Origin of the sequence: Mesorhizobium sp. M7A.F.Ca.US.010.02.1.1 (assembly GCF_004023085.1) — a bacterium.
Taxonomy (GTDB): domain Bacteria; phylum Pseudomonadota; class Alphaproteobacteria; order Rhizobiales; family Rhizobiaceae; genus Mesorhizobium.
Window position 1 is genome coordinate 218,617 of record NZ_RZRV01000003.1, and the last position, 15,814, is coordinate 234,430.

The 15,814-nt window shown below is 64.0% G+C and carries 13 protein-coding genes; 6 read left to right on the forward strand and 7 right to left on the reverse strand.

Annotated features, from left to right (window positions below; translation table 11 throughout):
* Window positions 1–10 precede the first annotated feature (10 nt).
* From EOA19_RS04515 to EOA19_RS04525, 3 genes are all read left to right on the forward strand, one after another.
* Window positions 11–1,258 (forward strand): SfnB family sulfur acquisition oxidoreductase, encoded by a 1,248-nt coding sequence (locus EOA19_RS04515; RefSeq protein WP_128302828.1) that lies wholly within the window; start codon window positions 11–13, stop codon window positions 1,256–1,258.
* A 72-nt stretch (window positions 1,259–1,330) separates the two neighbouring features.
* Entirely contained in the window at window positions 1,331–1,891 is a 561-nt protein-coding gene (msuE, locus tag EOA19_RS04520) for an FMN reductase (RefSeq protein WP_023811544.1), read from the forward strand.
* A gap of 116 nt (window positions 1,892–2,007) precedes the next feature.
* Window positions 2,008–2,493 (forward strand): hypothetical protein, encoded by a 486-nt coding sequence (locus EOA19_RS04525; RefSeq protein ID WP_023811545.1) that lies wholly within the window; start codon window positions 2,008–2,010, stop codon window positions 2,491–2,493.
* Between the two features lie 11 nt (window positions 2,494–2,504).
* Here the strand turns inward: EOA19_RS04525 and EOA19_RS04530 are convergent, their stop codons facing one another.
* From EOA19_RS04530 to EOA19_RS04555, 6 genes are all read right to left on the reverse strand, one after another.
* Entirely contained in the window at window positions 2,505–3,044 is a 540-nt protein-coding gene (locus tag EOA19_RS04530) for a hypothetical protein (protein ID WP_128302829.1), read from the reverse strand.
* Window positions 3,037–5,922 (reverse strand): sarcosine oxidase subunit alpha family protein, encoded by a 2,886-nt coding sequence (locus EOA19_RS04535; RefSeq protein WP_128302830.1) that lies wholly within the window; start codon window positions 5,920–5,922, stop codon window positions 3,037–3,039. The genes EOA19_RS04530 and EOA19_RS04535 overlap by 8 nt, the downstream gene beginning before the upstream one ends.
* Complete coding sequence (locus EOA19_RS04540; protein ID WP_128302831.1) at window positions 5,919–6,185, reverse strand: sarcosine oxidase subunit delta; 267 nt, start codon at window positions 6,183–6,185, stop codon at window positions 5,919–5,921. Before EOA19_RS04540 ends, EOA19_RS04535 begins: the two co-directional genes overlap by 4 nt.
* An 8-nt stretch (window positions 6,186–6,193) precedes the next feature.
* Entirely contained in the window at window positions 6,194–7,447 is a 1,254-nt protein-coding gene (locus EOA19_RS04545; protein ID WP_128302832.1) for a sarcosine oxidase subunit beta, read from the reverse strand.
* A gap of 82 nt (window positions 7,448–7,529) precedes the next feature.
* The gene (locus EOA19_RS04550; protein ID WP_128302833.1) at window positions 7,530–9,941 is read right to left on the reverse strand and encodes an FAD-dependent oxidoreductase; all 2,412 of its coding nucleotides are present in this window, start codon (window positions 9,939–9,941) and stop codon (window positions 7,530–7,532) included.
* A 212-nt stretch (window positions 9,942–10,153) separates the two neighbouring features.
* The gene (locus EOA19_RS04555) at window positions 10,154–10,813 is read right to left on the reverse strand and encodes a TetR/AcrR family transcriptional regulator (protein WP_031213366.1); all 660 of its coding nucleotides are present in this window, start codon (window positions 10,811–10,813) and stop codon (window positions 10,154–10,156) included.
* A gap of 268 nt (window positions 10,814–11,081) precedes the next feature.
* Between EOA19_RS04555 and EOA19_RS04560 the strand changes: the two genes are divergently transcribed.
* The 3 genes from EOA19_RS04560 (at window position 11,082) to EOA19_RS04570 (ending at window position 14,398) form a co-directional block, all read left to right on the forward strand.
* Entirely contained in the window at window positions 11,082–12,521 is a 1,440-nt protein-coding gene (locus EOA19_RS04560; RefSeq protein ID WP_023811552.1) for an aldehyde dehydrogenase family protein, read from the forward strand.
* 91 nt (window positions 12,522–12,612) lie between these two features.
* The gene (locus tag EOA19_RS04565) at window positions 12,613–13,188 is read left to right on the forward strand and encodes a DUF1349 domain-containing protein (RefSeq protein WP_023811553.1); all 576 of its coding nucleotides are present in this window, start codon (window positions 12,613–12,615) and stop codon (window positions 13,186–13,188) included.
* 235 nt (window positions 13,189–13,423) lie between these two features.
* Window positions 13,424–14,398, forward strand: coding sequence for a hypothetical protein (locus EOA19_RS04570; RefSeq protein ID WP_128302834.1), 975 nt, complete (start codon window positions 13,424–13,426; stop codon window positions 14,396–14,398).
* 100 nt (window positions 14,399–14,498) lie between these two features.
* Here EOA19_RS04570 and EOA19_RS04575 read toward each other — a convergent pair whose 3' ends face one another.
* Complete coding sequence (locus EOA19_RS04575) at window positions 14,499–15,734, reverse strand: glycosyltransferase family 4 protein (RefSeq protein ID WP_128302835.1); 1,236 nt, start codon at window positions 15,732–15,734, stop codon at window positions 14,499–14,501.
* Window positions 15,735–15,814: the final 80 nt, after the last annotated feature.

The following is a 15,814-nucleotide window of genomic DNA, read 5'->3' on the forward strand; positions in this document are numbered from 1 at the left end:
GAGCAGTGAAATGACCGTTTCGACCGTCAAGACCGACCAGGCTTCCGCCGCCGTGCCGGCAGTCGCAAGACCGACCGCGCCAGCGCACATCATCAAGGACGCCGCCGAGGCGATTGCTATCGCCCACGCGCTCGCCGCCGAATTCGTCAAGGACTCCTCAAGGCGCGACCGCGAGCGGATCTGGCCGGTTGCCGAACTCGATGCCTTTTCGCAAAGCGGCCTGTGGTCGATCAACGTGCCCAAGGCATTCGGCGGGCCGGAATTGTCCTATGCGACGCTGGCGAAGGTGATCGAGATCATCTCGGCGGCGGATTCCTCGATCGGCCAGATTGCCCAGAACCATCTCGGCGTCGTCGCCGCCATCCGCACCGTGTCCGACGCGGACCAGCAGGAGCTGCTGTTTGCCGAAGCGTTGAAAGGCACGCGGTTCGGCAACGCCTTTTCCGAGTTCGGCTCCAAACGCGCCGCCGATTTCGAAACCCGCTTCACCGATGCCGGCGACCATGTCGTCGTCAATGGCCGCAAATTCTATTCGTCCGGCGCGCTGCTCGCTCATCTCGTGCCGATCGTCGCGCTCGATGACCAAGGCCGTGCCTGGTATGCGATCGCCGACCGCGGCGCGCCCGGCCTGACCGTCATCGACGATTGGTCGAGCTTCGGCCAGCGCACGACGCTGTCCGGCACCGTCATCATCGACAACGTCAAGGTGCCGAAGACGCATCTGGTGCCAGGCTACAAGGGTTTTGACAGGCCAACCGCCGACGGCGCCATCTTCCAGATCATCCAGGTGGCGGTCGACACCGGCATCGCCCAGGCAGCGATCGACGAGACGGTCAATTTCGTCAGGACCAAGAGCCGAGCCTGGATCGACAGTGGCGTCGACAATGCCTGGGACGATCCCTACACCATCCAGGCCATCGGCGACCTGACGCTGCGCCTGCACGCGGCGCAGGCGCTGCTGGAAAAGGCCGGCCTGGCAATCGACCGGGCGGTGATCGAGCCGACCGCCGACACGGTGGCGCACGCCCAGATCGTCACCGCCGAGGCAAAAATCCTGTCGACCGAGATCGCCATTGCCGCCACCAACAAGCTGTTCGAACTTGCGGGGACCCGCTCAACGCTGGCCGAACACAATCTCGACCGGCATTGGCGCAACGCGCGCACGCACACGCTGCACGATCCGGTGCGCTGGAAATATTCGATCCTCGGCAAATATTTCCTCAACGGCGAAAACCCGCCGCTGCACGCCTGGAGCTGATTTCTCACCGGCGGGCGAGAGGCTCGCCACAGCAAAATTTTTCGGCCACTATACCCCAAGAGGTTCACTGCCATGTCAAATCCAACAGTCGTCGGCTTTTCCGGCAACATCACCCGGCCGTCAAAGACGCGCGCCTTCGTCGATCTGGTCACCAGGGACATCGCCGCCAGCCACAGTCTGTCGGCGACCACTTATGATATCGAGGATCTCGGCCCGTCGCTCGGCACGGCAAGATGGGCCCGCGACCTCGATAGCCAGGCCCGGGCGATCCTGGACGAAGTCCTCGCTGCCGACGTGCTCGTCGTCGGCTCGCCGACCTACAAAGGCAGCTATACCGGCCTGTTCAAGCACTTCTTCGACCTGATCGATCCGGCAGCGCTGCGGGGGAAGCCCATCGTGTTGACGGCGACCGGCGGTGGCGAGCGCCACGCCTTGATTGTCGAACATCAGCTGCGGCCGCTGTTCGGCTTCTTCGAGGCCTTTGCGCTGCCCACCGCCGTCTACGCCACCGACAAGGATTTCACCGACGGCGTGCTACACTCCGAGGCGATCCTTAAGCGTGCCGCGCAGGCGGTCGACGAGGTCGGCTTCGTGCTGGCCAACCGCTCGGCAGGCAGGATCGCCGCCGAATAGACGCCGTCGGCGGATTACGCCGCAACCGAAATTCGCGTAATGATTGATCTCGCTTACGCAATTTACGACTGCCCGCTAAAAACGTTCCTGTCTGATTCGTCGGGGACAGGAACGTCATGAGCAAAGCCCTCACATCCTTCGCATTGGTCGCCGTGCTGACCGCCTTGCTCATGGCGTTGAGCCTGGCTGTCGCCAGGCACGGCTATCCCTATGGTGCCATCGGCGTCAGGCGCCTTGACGGCATCGCCGACGCCGGCGTGTTCATCCCGATTGCCGCTGTCTATTTCTTCAGCGCAATGTTGATGATGATCCTGCCGATCAGGGCGGCCGGCATCGTCCTGACCCATGCCGCCGATGCCCTCTTCTGGACCGTGATTGCACTGTTTGCGACCATCGTCGGCTGTCTTGTCGCCAGATGGGCGTTCGGGCAGGGCAGCGCCGTGTGGGCATTGCTGAACTGGCGGTTCCTGTTTGCGGCGGCGATCGTAGGTTGTCACTTCGTCATGAACGAGCTGCGCCGCAACGTGCTGCTGCGCAGCCTGTTCTTCGTGGTCTTTGCCGCGGCGACGCTGGCCTGCCTGTTCTGGTCGTTCACGCTCTGACGTGCCGCCGGCTAAGCGGCTGATCCGGTGGCGATGTTGCCAGCCGCCGTTTCCATCCATGTCCAGAGATAGGCGGCAAGACCGCGATCGACATGGATGCGCAGCTTGCCGTCATGGCGATAGACGACGGCGCTGATGCCGGCAAAGGAAAGCGCTGCACTGGCACTTGGCTGGCTGGGATCGAGCGTCGTTCCACGCGCGATGAAAGCATCGAGCGCCGTGCCCTCGGCCTCGAATATTTGCAACCCGGCGCTGATCGCCGTCGCCGCGAACCCGTCTGCATGCCAGCCCGTGGCGATGGGGAGCGGGCTCTTCGACACGACGAGCAACCGGTCGCGCGCCAGCCGCGCCGCATAGCGGTCGCCCTGTGCGGTACCAAAAGCACCCACGCCAGTTCCGTCGACACCGGAAGCCCGTGCCCACGCGTCGAGGTTGCCGCTGACCAGCAACTGGTTGAGGCCGAGGGCTGCTCGTATCGCAAGGCCCGGCGTGGCGATGACCGCGCCCTGCCAGTCCGGTGCAACAGACCATTTTTCCGCGAGATCACGCATGCAGCCGCTCTCCTGCCGGGTCGAAGGCGCAAGGGGCGGTAATCGTCGCCTTGCTGATCTTGCCGAGGTGCTGGATGTCGATCGTCTCGCCGTGCCGCGTCGCGCCGCGCTCGATCAGCCCAAGCGCAACCGGGCGGCCGAGCGTCGGGCTCTGGTAGCTCGAGGTGACAAAGCCCTGGCTGCGCAATCTGCCGTCGCTCCGTTTGATGCCGTGCGCGCCGGTCGGCAGCGGCGCTTCGCCTTGCGGCACCGCCAATCCGACAAGCTGCATGCGGTTGTCACGCGAGGCCTCCTCTGTGAACAGCGAGCGGCGGCCGACGAACTCGGTCTGGCGCTTGGCGCGCGGACCGTCGACGCCGAGATCATGCGGCAACGTGGTGCCGTCAGTGTCCTTGCCAATGACGATAAAGCCTTTCTCTGCCCGCAGGATCATCAGCGCCTCGAGTCCGATGACGACGGCATCGAAGGCCTGGCCGGCCTCGCGCAGATCCGCCCATAACGGCTCGGCGCGATCGGCCCGAACGGAGATTTCGTAGCTCCTGTCGCCGGTGAAGCTGACGCGGGCAATACGGACATCGTCGCCGGCATAGGTGCCATGAGCGATCGCCATATGCGGCAGGTCGGCATCGTCGAGCGAGAGGCCGAGGCCAAGCGTTTCGAGCAGTTTTCGGGAGTTTGGCCCCGAGACGGTCAGCGTCGCCATGTCTGATGTGGCGTTGTGGATGTAGACGGCGTCGCGCCCAAAACGGTCCTGACGCCATTCCTCCAGCCAGGCGTGCACGGCAGCGACATGCGATGACGAGCACGAGACGACGAAGCGATGCTCGTCCAGCCGCACCAGAACGCCGTCGTCGAAGACCACGCCGTTTTCCGACAGCATGAAGCCGTAGCGGCAGCGGCCGGGCTTCAGCGTCGACATGGTGTTGTAGTACAGGAAATCCACGAATGCGGCCGCCTGCGGCCCGATCACCTCGATCTTGCCGAGCGTCGAACCGTCGAACAGCGCGACCGACTCCCGGGCAAGGCGCGCCTCATCCTGTATTGAGTGTTCCGCATCCGCGCTACCGCCATAGTGGGCCGGGCGCAGCCAGCCGCCATATTCCTGAAAGACGGCGCCATTGGCGCGGTGCACATTTTCGAGCGGCAGCCGGCGCACCGGTGCCATCAATTCGCCGACGCGCGCGCCGGCAAAGCTTGCCAGCGGCACCGGGGTGAATGGCGGACGATAGGTGGTGGTGCCGACCTCCGGCACGGTGCGGCCGGTGATGCCGGCCATCAGCGCCAGGCCGGGCAGGTTGGAGGTCTTGCCCTGGTCGGTCGCCATGCCGAGCGTGGTGTAGCGCTTCAGATGTTCGACCGAGACGAAGTTTTCGAGCGCTGCCAACTCGACGTCCTTCACCGTCACGTCGTTTTGATAGTCGATCCAGATGCGTCCCTTCGAACTCGGCATTGGCCATGCCGCGACTATACCGTCCGTTGCCTCCGGCCCGGTGCTCCGCGGTAGGGGAGCCTTCGTCTGGCCGAGCGATGCAACGGCGGTGCTGGCGCCAGCAAACACCTCCGACAAGGAAACCGCGCCGGCAGCCGCACCTGCCACCGCGATGTTATCGACCGGATCGCCCGGCAGAAAGGCCGCGCGCGCCTCGCTCCAGGCGAGCTTGCCCTTGGCTTGGCCGAAGAGATGGATGGTCGGCGTCCAGCCGCCCGAGATCAGGACGCAATCGGCATCGAACCTCGTGCCGTCGTCGAGCGTTACGCCGTCGACGCGCAGCCTGCCGCTGGCGGATATGAGAGAACGCCCTTTGGCCAGCCGGACATTGGCCGGCGCGGCAGGCGTGCCGTCGCGCCGGATGTCGACAAGCCTGACTTCGGCGCCGGCCTCGGCAAGCGCCCCCGCCACCTCATAGGCGCTGTCATTGTTGGTGGCGACGACGATGCGGCGGCCGACCAGCACAGCGTGGCGCCGGAGATAGGCGAGCGCCGCATCCGCCGATAGGATGCCCGGCAGGTCGTTGTTGGCGAAGGGCAGCGGCCGCTCGATGGCGCCGGCCGCCAGCACGATCTGGCGCGGCCTGACCCGCCACAGCGTATCCGGCCGGCCGTCGAGATGACGCTGGTTCAGCCCGACCAGATTGTGGTCGTAAATGCCGAAGGCGGTGGTCGAAGGCAGGATGAGGTGACCGCCAGCGGCAAGCTCGGCAATCGTCTCCTTGACCCATACGGCCGCCGGCTTGCCGTCGATCTCCGCGGCACGATGGCCGAGCGATCCGCCGGGGCTATGCTGGTCGTCGACCAGTGTGACGGTCAGGCCAGCACCAGACGCCAGCCTTGCCGCCGCCAGCCCTGCCGGTCCCGCGCCTACAACCAGCACATCGCAATGATGGTTGATCTGGTCCGCCGTGCCCGGCGAGATCCAGTCGGCGTCGACTGTGCCCAATCCCGCCATGGCGCGGATGCGCGGCTCGAACCTGTGCCAGTCCGGCCACATGAAAGTCTTGTAGTAGAACGCCGCCGGTATGAAGCGTGCGAAACGGTCGAGAAAGGCGTTGCGGTCGGCCAGCGCGCTGGGCGTGGCGTTGACGCTTTTCGCCACCAGCCCGTCGCGCGCCGGCTCGGTCGTGGCGCGCGTGTTGGGCTTCGCTGGCACGCTGCCGCCGAGATCGACCAGCGCGTTCGGCTCCTCGACGCCGGCACCCCAGATGCCGCGCGGCCGGTGATATTTGAAGCTGCGGCCGACGACCGCGACGTCGCGGGCCAGCAGCGCCGAGGCGATGGTGTCGCCGGCAAAGCCATGCACGGTGGCGCCGTCGAAGCTGAAGCGGATCGGGCGCGAGCGGTCGATAGCGCTGCCGCCGGTGGCAAGACGCGAGGCGGTCACGCGGCATGCTCCCCGTCGAGAGCGGCCGAAGACAGCACCTTGTGGGTGATGGTGTCCCGCTCCATGGCGAAGAACTCGCCGCAAATCATGTGGGCCCAGATCTCGCGCGCCGTGCCTTTCGGATTGCCGCGCAGATAGAGGTACTCAGCCCAGCGATCGATCGGCACGTCGGCACCGTCAGGCCTGATGTTGCCGGCATCGCCGCCATAGTGGAATTCGGTCTCGTCACGCGGGCCGCAAAATGGGCAAGGGAACAACTGCATGATTGCCTCTAATGCGCGATGCCGGAGCCGGCCGCTTCGTCGATCAGCCGCCCGCTGGCGAAGCGATCGAGGTCGAAGGGGCGGCTGATGTCGTTGTGCTTGCCGGTCGCCAGCAGGTTCGCAAGCAGCGTGCCGCCGGCGGGAATGGCCTTGAAGCCGCCCGTGCCCCAGCCGCAATTGAGGAATAGGCCGGGCAGCGGCGATTCACCGATGATCGGCGAGGAGTCCGGCACGACATCGACAATCCCGGCCCATTGCCGCATCAGCTTGAGCTGGCCGAAGATCGGAAACATTTCCAAAAGGCCTGCAATCACCCCCTCCAGCGTCGGCAGATTGCCGCGCTGCGCATAGGAAGGGATGCGGTCAAGGCCGCCGCCGATGACGATCTCGCCCTTGTCCGACTGGCTGACATAGACGCCGCAGCCGGGCGACAGCACCACCGTGTCGAGGATCGGCTTGACCGGCTCGGACACGCAGGCTTGCAGCGCATAGGAATTGATCGGCAGCCGGAAGCCGGCCTTTGCCGCCAGCACCGAAGAATGCCCGGCTACCGCCATGCCGATGCGCTCGGCACGGATCGCGCCACGCGAAGTCTGGACGCCGCGACAGCGGCCGCCTTCGATGATGAAATCAGTGATCTCGCAGTTCTGGATGATATCGACGCCGAGCCGGCTCGCCGCCCGCGCGTAGCCCCAGGCGACGGCGTCATGGCGCGCCGTGCCGGCCCTGCCTTGCCAGATGCCGCCGAACACCGGGAAGCGCGCGTCCGGCGAAAAATTGTAGATCGGCGCCACCCGGCGCACATCCTCGGGAGAAAACAATTCGGCATCGATGCCGTTGATCTGCATAGCGTTGACGGTGCGCGCGCCGATCTCCATCTCGGCGGTCGAGTGGCAGAGATTGACCATGCCGCGCTGCGACAGCATGACATTGTAGTTCAGGTCCTTGCCCAGCCCTTCGTAAAGGCGGTGCGCCAGCCCGTAGAGCTCAACGCTTTCCGGGTAATAGTAGTTGGAGCGCACCACGGTGGTGTTGCGGCCGGTGTTGCCGCCGCCGATCCAGCCCTTTTCCAGCACAGCGACCCTGGTGATGTTGTGGTTCTTTGCCAGGTAATAGGCCGTCGCCAGCCCATGGCCGCCGCCGCCGATGACGATCGCGTCGTAGGCTGGCTTCGGCTCGGGCGAGCGCCAGGCCGGCTTCCAGCCGGTCTGGCCGGCCAGGCCCTCCTTGAACAGCGACAATGCGGAATAGCGTCTGGTCATGGCGTGCCGGACAGATCTGATTTTCTGAAGGGAACGTGGATCATTGAATGGTCTTTTGCACGGATGCCGCCGGTTCGATCGGTCATGCCCGCATCGCCTTGCCCAGTGGATCGTATGGCGACGAAGCGATGACGCGCGCACCTCTTTCGACGCCGACGATGTGGGTTGTCAACTGCGTATCGATCTCGGCCGCCTCGCGCTCGACCAGCGCCATGGCGAGGCTCTTGCCGACCGTATGGCCATAGCCGCCGGAGGTGACGAAGCCGGCAAGCCTGCCTCTGTTCCAGACCGGCTCGTAGCCACTGGCATCGGCATCCGCCGCGTCGATTTCGAGCGTCACCAGCGTGCGCCTCGATGAAGCCTTCTGCTCTTTCAGGGCCGCCTCCCGCCCGATGAAATCGCCCTTGTCGAAGGCGATCCAGCGGTCCATCCCGGTCTCATCAGGCGTATAGTCCTGCGTGAACTCGCGCGACCAGATGCCAAAGCTCTTTTCGAGGCGCAGCGAATTGACCGCGCCGAAGCCGTATTCGGTGACGCCCAGATCGCTGCCTGCGGCAAGCAGCGCACGGCGCAGGCCCGCGTGCTCATTGGCCTGGCAATGGATTTCGTAGCCGAGCTCGCCGATGACCGACAGCCGACCGACCTTGGCCCGCACCAGGCCGACATCCAATGTCTTGCAGGCGAGGAAGCCGAAAGCCTCGTGCGAGACATCCTGGTGTGTCAGCCGCTCGAGCAGCATTCGCGCATTGGGTCCGGCGAGCGAGAAACCGACTACCGCATCGGAAATGTCGCGGACGGTGACGCCGTCGCCCAGATGCTGTTCGAACCAGCGCATATGCCATTGGCGCAGATAGTAGGATCCCATGATCCACCAGGAGCCATCGCCCCAGTTGAAGACGGTGAGATCGCCCTTGAGTTTGCCGTTTTCGCCCAGCATCGGCGCGAGCTTGGCGCGTCCCGGCTTGGGCAGCGCACAGGCAAGCAGCCGGTCGAGCCAAGCCTCGGCCCGCGAACCGGTGATCTCGTAGCGCGAGAAAGCTGATATATCGAGCAGGCCGACACTTTCGCGCACTTTGCTGCATTCCTGTGCGACAATGTCGAAGGCGTTGGAGCGCTTCAGCGTCGGTGTCTCGACGAAGCCTTGCGGCGCGAAATAGAGCGGCACTTCCATGCCCCATGAATTGCCCCAGCGCGCGCCGGCGGCATCCATCGCGTCATGCGCGCCGGCTGTCTTCAAGGGCCGTCCCGCCGGCAGCTGCTCGTTGGGATAGCTCATGACGAAGCGGCGCGAATAGAACTGCCCGGTGGTCTGCCTGATGTATTCGCGGTTGGAGGCGAAGTCGCCATAGCGGGCGATGTCCATGCCGTAGACGTCGGCTTCCGGCTCGCCATGGATCATCCATTCGGCCAGCGACTTGCCGACGCCGCCGCCTTGCAGGAAACCGGCCATGACGCCGCACGCCACCCAGTAATTGGGCACGCCGCGCACCGGGCCGACCAGCGGATTGCCGTCCGGTGAGAAGGTGAAGGCGCCGTTTACCCAGCGCTTGATGCCGGCTGTCTCCAGGCAGGGATAACGGCTGAAGCCGAGCGCCAGCTCGTCGGCGATGCGGTCGGTATCTTCCTGGATCAGTTCGATGCCGTAGTCCCAGGGCGCCCCGTCCATGTTCCAGTGTTTGTGGTTGACCTCATAGATACCAAGCAGAAGGCCTTTCTGCTCCTGGCGCATGTAGGTGAAGCCTTCGAGATCGACGATCAGCGGCAATTCCATGTCCAGCGCCTGGATTTCGGGCAATGCCTCGGTGACGAGATAATGGTGTTCCATCGGCGATACCGGCAGGTCGATGCCGGCCATCCTGCCGACCTGCTTGGCCCACAGTCCGCCGGCATTGACGACGTGCTCGGCAATCACCGTGCCCTTCTCGGTGACCACGTCCCAACCGCCATCGGCGCGGCGGTTGAGTTCCAGCACCCGGTTGTGCTCGATGATGTCGGCGCCGCGCAGCCTGGCTGCCTTGGCATAGGCGTGCACGACGCCTGAGGGATCGATATGGCCCTCGCGCGCGGCAAAGAGGCCTCCCAGCATGCCGTCGGTGTTGAGGATCGGGCAGCGCTGCTTGATCTCATCGACACCGACCAGGTGGACATCGTCGATGCCCATGGTCTGGAAGATGCGGTAGGAGGCCTTGAGCCATTCCCAGCGCTCGGGCGCCGAGGCGACCGAGATGCCGCCGGTCATGTGCATGCCGATGCTCTGGCCCGATTCCTTCTCGACCTCGGAGAGCAGGTCGATCGTATAGGCCTGCAGGGCGGCGATGTTGGGATCGGCGTTCAGCGCATGGAATCCGCCGGCCGCATGCCAGCTCGATCCCGCTGTCAGTACCTCGCGTTCGATAAGCGCGACGTCGCTCCAGCCGAACTTCGCCAGGTGATAGAGCACCGAGGCTCCAACCACGCCGCCGCCGATGACGATCGCCCTGTATTGGGATTTCATCCTGTCGCACTCCACCCAGTCAGTGTGGCGTACCCTATCGGTATTGTACATATGTGTCTAGAGCTTGGCGGAGGACGGAATGAACGGTCCATGACGCCGCTTTGCGCCGATGCGGCAGAGGGGCGTCTCCGCTGCTGTCGGCAGCAAACGTGCTTGCTATTTGGGCCGATGCGCCCGCGAAGTCGCCAGCTGCGGGGGCCGAACGGGCCGTACTATCGGTTGCGCAAAAGCGTTTTCTCGACATAGCGCGAGAAGTCTTCGACATCCTCCGCTGGAGGCTCCTGGCCGGTGAAGCTGCGCAGATAACCGGCGACGTGAGGCAGGCGGCTGCTCATCGGCTCGTTGAGCTCAAGCGAGTAATAGCCGATCTGCATGAAATACAGCACGCGGGCTCGCACGAACGCGTCTTCTTCCTCATAGCCGTGGCGCATGAACATGTGGCGGATGGCGTTGACGCGCTCCTCGTCGGCCTCGTCGAGCGCGCGCCTGATGGCGGGCGAGCGGCGGGCCCAGGCCCTGATCGCGAAATCCAGCTGCGGATCGAACAGTTTTTCGTCCACCCAGCATTCGAAAATGCTCATCACCCCGCGGATGACGGTCGCGGAAGGCCGCCTGGCCCGTTCGACGATGAACCTGGTGTTGGTCTGCCGCCAGTAATCTAGCAATTGATCGAGCAGATCCTGTCGGCTCTTGAAATACCAGTAGAAGCTGGAACGCGACACATCGAGCTTCTGTCCAAGCGTCAGCACGCGGACGCGTTCGACACCGTCAGAGATCAACGTTTCAAGCGCAAGCTTCAGCCAGTCTTCGCGAGTGGCCTTGATATTGCCGGTGGCGCCGGCGCGCTGAATCGTCGTTTCGAGAGCTGCCATCGACACGACGCATGACACGCTGCCTCAGGCAAATCAAGGCTATGGACATTTGTGTACAGACCAAATCGGGCCCAAGCCGAACGATGCATCGTGGCTGTTGGCTGCATCGAGGCTCGATGGGGCATTGTCGTCGCCCGCCATCCGCGCGGCGCAAGCGGGGATTTTTGTCGCGGCTGCTGGTTCACTGTTTGCTTTCCCGCGAGGCAATTGTCTGGCAAATACCAGTTCAGACAGATGCCCGCGCGGCCAACAAGCAGGAACATACGATATGACGCTGTTTCGAAAGAACCTCATCGATGGCGAGTGGGTCGGCGACGCCGGTTCGCGCAACATCAACCCCTCGGATACCGGTGACATCGTCGGCGATTATGCCTCGGCGGGTGTCGAACAGGCCAAGCAGGCGATCGCCGCGGCCAAGGCAGCGTTCCCGGCTTGGTCCCGCTCCGGTCCGCTGGCGCGTCACGCGGTGCTGAAAAAGGCCTCCGACGAGATTTTGGCGCGCAAGGACGAGATTGGCCGCAACCTCGCGCGTGAGGAAGGCAAGACGCTGGCCGAAGGCATAGGCGAGACCATTCGCGCCGCCCAGATTTTCGATTTCTTTGCCGGCGAAACGTTGCGTTTGACCGGAGAGGTCGTGCCGAGCGTGCGGCCGGGCGTCGGCGTCGAGATGACGCGCGAGGCGGTCGGCGTGGTCGGCATCATCACGCCGTGGAATTTTCCGATCGCCATTCCGGCCTGGAAGATCGCTCCGGCGCTGACACACGGCAACACCGTCGTCTTCAAGCCGGCGGAGCTGGTTCCCGAGAGCGCCTGGACCATTGTCGACATCCTGCATCGCGCCGGCCTGCCAAAGGGCGTGCTCAATCTCGTCATGGGCAAGGGTTCGGTGGTCGGTCAGGCGATGCTCGACAGTCCCGACGTCAACGCCATCAGCTTCACCGGCTCGGTCGGTACCGGCAAGCGCGTTGCCGCGGCAAGCATCGAACACATGCGCAAGTTCCAGCTTGAAATGGGCGGCAAGAACCCACTGGTCGTGCTCGACGATGCCGATCTTGCGATCGCCGTCGATTGCGCGCTCAATGGCGCCTTCTTCTCGACCGGCCAGCGCTGCACCGCGTCGTCCAGGCTGATCGTGACCGAGGCCATCCATGACCGTTTCGTCGATGCCCTCAAGGATCGCATGAGCAAACTGGTCATCGGCGATGCGCTCGACGCGCAGACCCAGATCGGTCCTGTCGTCGACGCGACGCAGCTGAAGCAGGACGAGGACTATATCGCCATCGGCGTCAGGGAAGGTGCCACGCTCGCCTTCGGCGGCGAGCGGCTCGACCGCAAGACGCCAGGCTTCTATCTGCAGCCGGCATTGCTGACCGAGGCCACCAATGCCATGCGCAGTTCGCGCGAGGAGATTTTCGGACCTGTCGCCAGCGTCATTCGCGTCAAGGACTATGACGAGGCGCTTTCCGTCGCCAACGACACGCCCTTCGGCTTGACCTCCGGCATCTGCACCTCGAGCCTCAAGCATGCCACGCACTTCAAGCGCAATTCGGAGGCCGGAATGGTGATGGTCAACCTGCCGACGGCGGGTGTCGATTTCCATGTTCCCTTCGGCGGCCGCAAGGGTTCGAGCTATGGGCCGCGCGAGCAGGGCCACTATGCGGCGGAGTTCTACACCACGGTGAAGACGGCCTATACGTTCGCAGGCTGATCGGCCGTCGACCGATCAGCCTGACTGATCGGTCACTGCCGATCATGCCGGCAACACCGCCATGCACATCTGGATTGGACGGCGCGAAAGGATGACAGTGCAAGATCTGATCTGGCTTAACCCGCCGCCGCACCATTCTATCGACGGCGACAGCGTTCGTGTGCGCACCGGTAAGGAGACCGATTTCTGGCGCGAGACCTTCTACGGTTTCTGGCGCGACAACGGCCACTTCCTGCACCGGCCGGTCGAAGGCGATTTCAGCGCCGAAGTCACGGTCAAAGGCGACTACGAAGTCCTCTATGATCAGGCCGGGCTGATGGTCCGGCTCAGCGAAACGCACTGGATCAAGGCCGGTATCGAGTACACCGACGGCCTTGCCTATTTCTCCGTTGTCGTCACCAACGACACGTCAGACTGGTCGCTGGTCGCCATTCATGCCGATCCGAACGGCGTCAGGATCCGGTTGACCCGTCACGCCGAGGCGATCCGCGTCCAGTACCTCGATGCTTCCGACGGCCACTGGAAGCCTGTGCGGCTTGCCTATTTCCCGACCTCGAAGACGGTCGATATCGGCATGATGTGCTGTTCGCCGCAACGCGAGGGCTTTGAGGTAACGTTCTCCGATTTCTCCCTCGGTCCGCCGATATCGCGGGAATTGCACGATTGAGATGTGCGGTCTTGCGCTGAACCGCAAGCACTTCGACCTTTGCCGCGATCAAGTCTGTAGACCGCCGCGTGCCTCCGTCCGTGCCGGGAGTTGGTCGCGGCACTGCAGCCGGCGAGATCGTCAGCCAGTTGCGACGCCGCCAGACGGCTCGAAATTTTTAGCCCGGGTTCGGCTCAAGGCGAATATGCCAGGCAGTACGTTGCAACGCTATTGCCATCCGCGCTAGGAGTTGCCGATGGGCAGGTTTCGAAGGGCTGTCAAAAGAGTCGTCTATTCCAGGGCGCTAAGGTTTCTTGACGTTCCGCCCGTGCTGTGGTCGCAGGGCATCGGGCATTTCTGCGATTTCGCCGGGCCGCGCTGGTATCGCAACGCGCCAACTGCATCGACGCAGAGCGAGGCATTTTTCCGCCAACATTACAGCGGCGCGCGTGGCATCGTCTGGCTGCGCCTGAGCACCTTGTCCAGGGATGCGCAAACCTGCGACCTCGACACGTTCGTCAGGATCGTGCTGCCGACGATCACGGCACCGTTCACGCTGCTGACGACCGACGGAGATGCTTCGGTGCCGTCGGATCTGGCGAAGGACACCGTCGACCAACTTCTCGCCAACCCTTTCCTGGTCTCTTGGTACAGCCAGAATTGTGACGGCACTCACCCCAGAGTGAAGCCTTTCCCGATCGGGCTCGATCTTCACACGCCTCGGTCCCTTGCCACGCCGGCAGGGCTTGTGAAGCAACTGGAAATCATACGCGCCCGGCAGGATCATGTGGACCGCCGCCCGCCCAGGCTGTTCTCTGATTTCAGCATCAGCAATGGCTCGAGGCAGCGCCGGGAACTGCTTGATGCCCTGGGCGGATGTCCGCATGTTGATTTCCTGACGAAACGGGTCTCCCAGCGCTCGATCTGGCAACTATACTCGCAATACCCGCTCGTGCTGTCCACCGAAGGCAATGGCCTGGACTGTCATAGGACATGGGAGCTGTTTTATCTCGGCTGCATCGTCGTCACCAGGACCTCGCCGCTCGACCCGCTCTACCAGGGCCTGCCTGTCATTATCGTCGACGACTGGCATGAGGTGAGGGACCCCGATGCGCCGAGACGCTGGATAGAGCAGGTCGCGCATCTGACCGACCGGGGCCATGTTTGGGGACGCTTGCATCCGCAAACCTATCTCGGCCCCATTCGGCAAGAGCTTCAGCACGCATCCTGATAGGGCAGACCACGAAATTCCGGCTGGACGTGGTGCGAAGCGGGGCTCCTGCAAGCGATGTGGAACGATGTGGCTCCTCCATATCTGGTGGAGGGACGGATCAGGTGCCAGCCTCGTCCAGCCCCAGCCCGCCGCGGACAGCATTGCGGATGGCTTCTGGGCCGAACCTTGCCCAAACCGCTTGATGCGCGCGGATGCGCTGCCGTGCCCTGCGGTCGGCATCCAGGCAGAGTCCGACAGCCATTCCGGCAAGCCCTTCATCGGTATCCGACAGCAGCAGCTCCTCCCCGTCGACCAGATCCAGGCCCTCGGCCGCCAGAGGCGTGGCGATCACCGGCACGCCCCACGCCATCGCCTCCAAAATCTTGATGCGGGTGCCGCCGCCTGCCGCAAGCGGGATGATGGTGAGATGCGCTCTCGAAAGAAGCGGCGCCATGTCTTCGGGGTCTTCGACAAGCTCCACGCCCCGCAATCCTGCCAGCGCTTGCACGGCCGTTGTCGGGTTGCGCCCAGCGAGAATCAATGTCGCGGTCGGCAAGGCCAGTCGGATGCGCGTAAGTATGGAGCCGGCTAATCTCTGGACGGCGTCGACGTTTGGCGGATAGCCGAGATGGCCGACGAACAGGATCACCGGAAAGCTTTCGCCGGATCCGGGCTCGGCGGGCAGCGTTTCGGGGCTGTGCCCGGCGTGCGGAATTCCGTTTGGAACGACGTCGATCGGCAACTTATGCCGGGAAAGCGCCATCAACCGCTCTCGATCCTGGCTCGAGCAGACCCAGACCCGGTCGACAAGGGCAATCGCTTTTCTCTCGAGACGCCTGATGCCAAGGCCCGCGCTGATCGTCGCCACCGCAGGCCGCTTCACATCGACGTGCCGCAACTGCCCCGCCAAGTCGGACTCGACGTTGTGCATGTCGAGGATGAGATGTTTCGTCAATGCCCGCAAAGGCCGCAGCAGCTTGAACAGGCCGATGCCCTCGATCAGCACCGTATCGGGGCGGAAGTCCCGAACCAGTGCCTCCAGCCGCGTCAAGGCGACGCGCGAGATGCGACGCTCCGCCCTTATGCGCCACCACCCGATCGAAGCGGAGCGGGCCTCTCCCTTGATCGACAAGGCTTCGGTGCGGATCGACGGATCGGTTGTTTCCGTCGCCTGCGGCAGCACAGACACCAGGCAGACCGGGCCGAATTGCGCAGCAGACTCAGCATTGCGGTAGTTCCGCAAATCCGCGCCGGAGATCGGCGGAAAGGCCGGATCGTGGGACACAACCAGCACACGTCGCCCGGCTTTCGCCGCGGAGGCAGCGTCGAGCGGTTGTGCGTCCGCGGGTTTCAAAGCGGACGCTCTGGGCTTTGCGCCGGAGGCTTCATTCCAGACGACATGCGCGACGGCCCCAAAACCACAACAATCGGCTT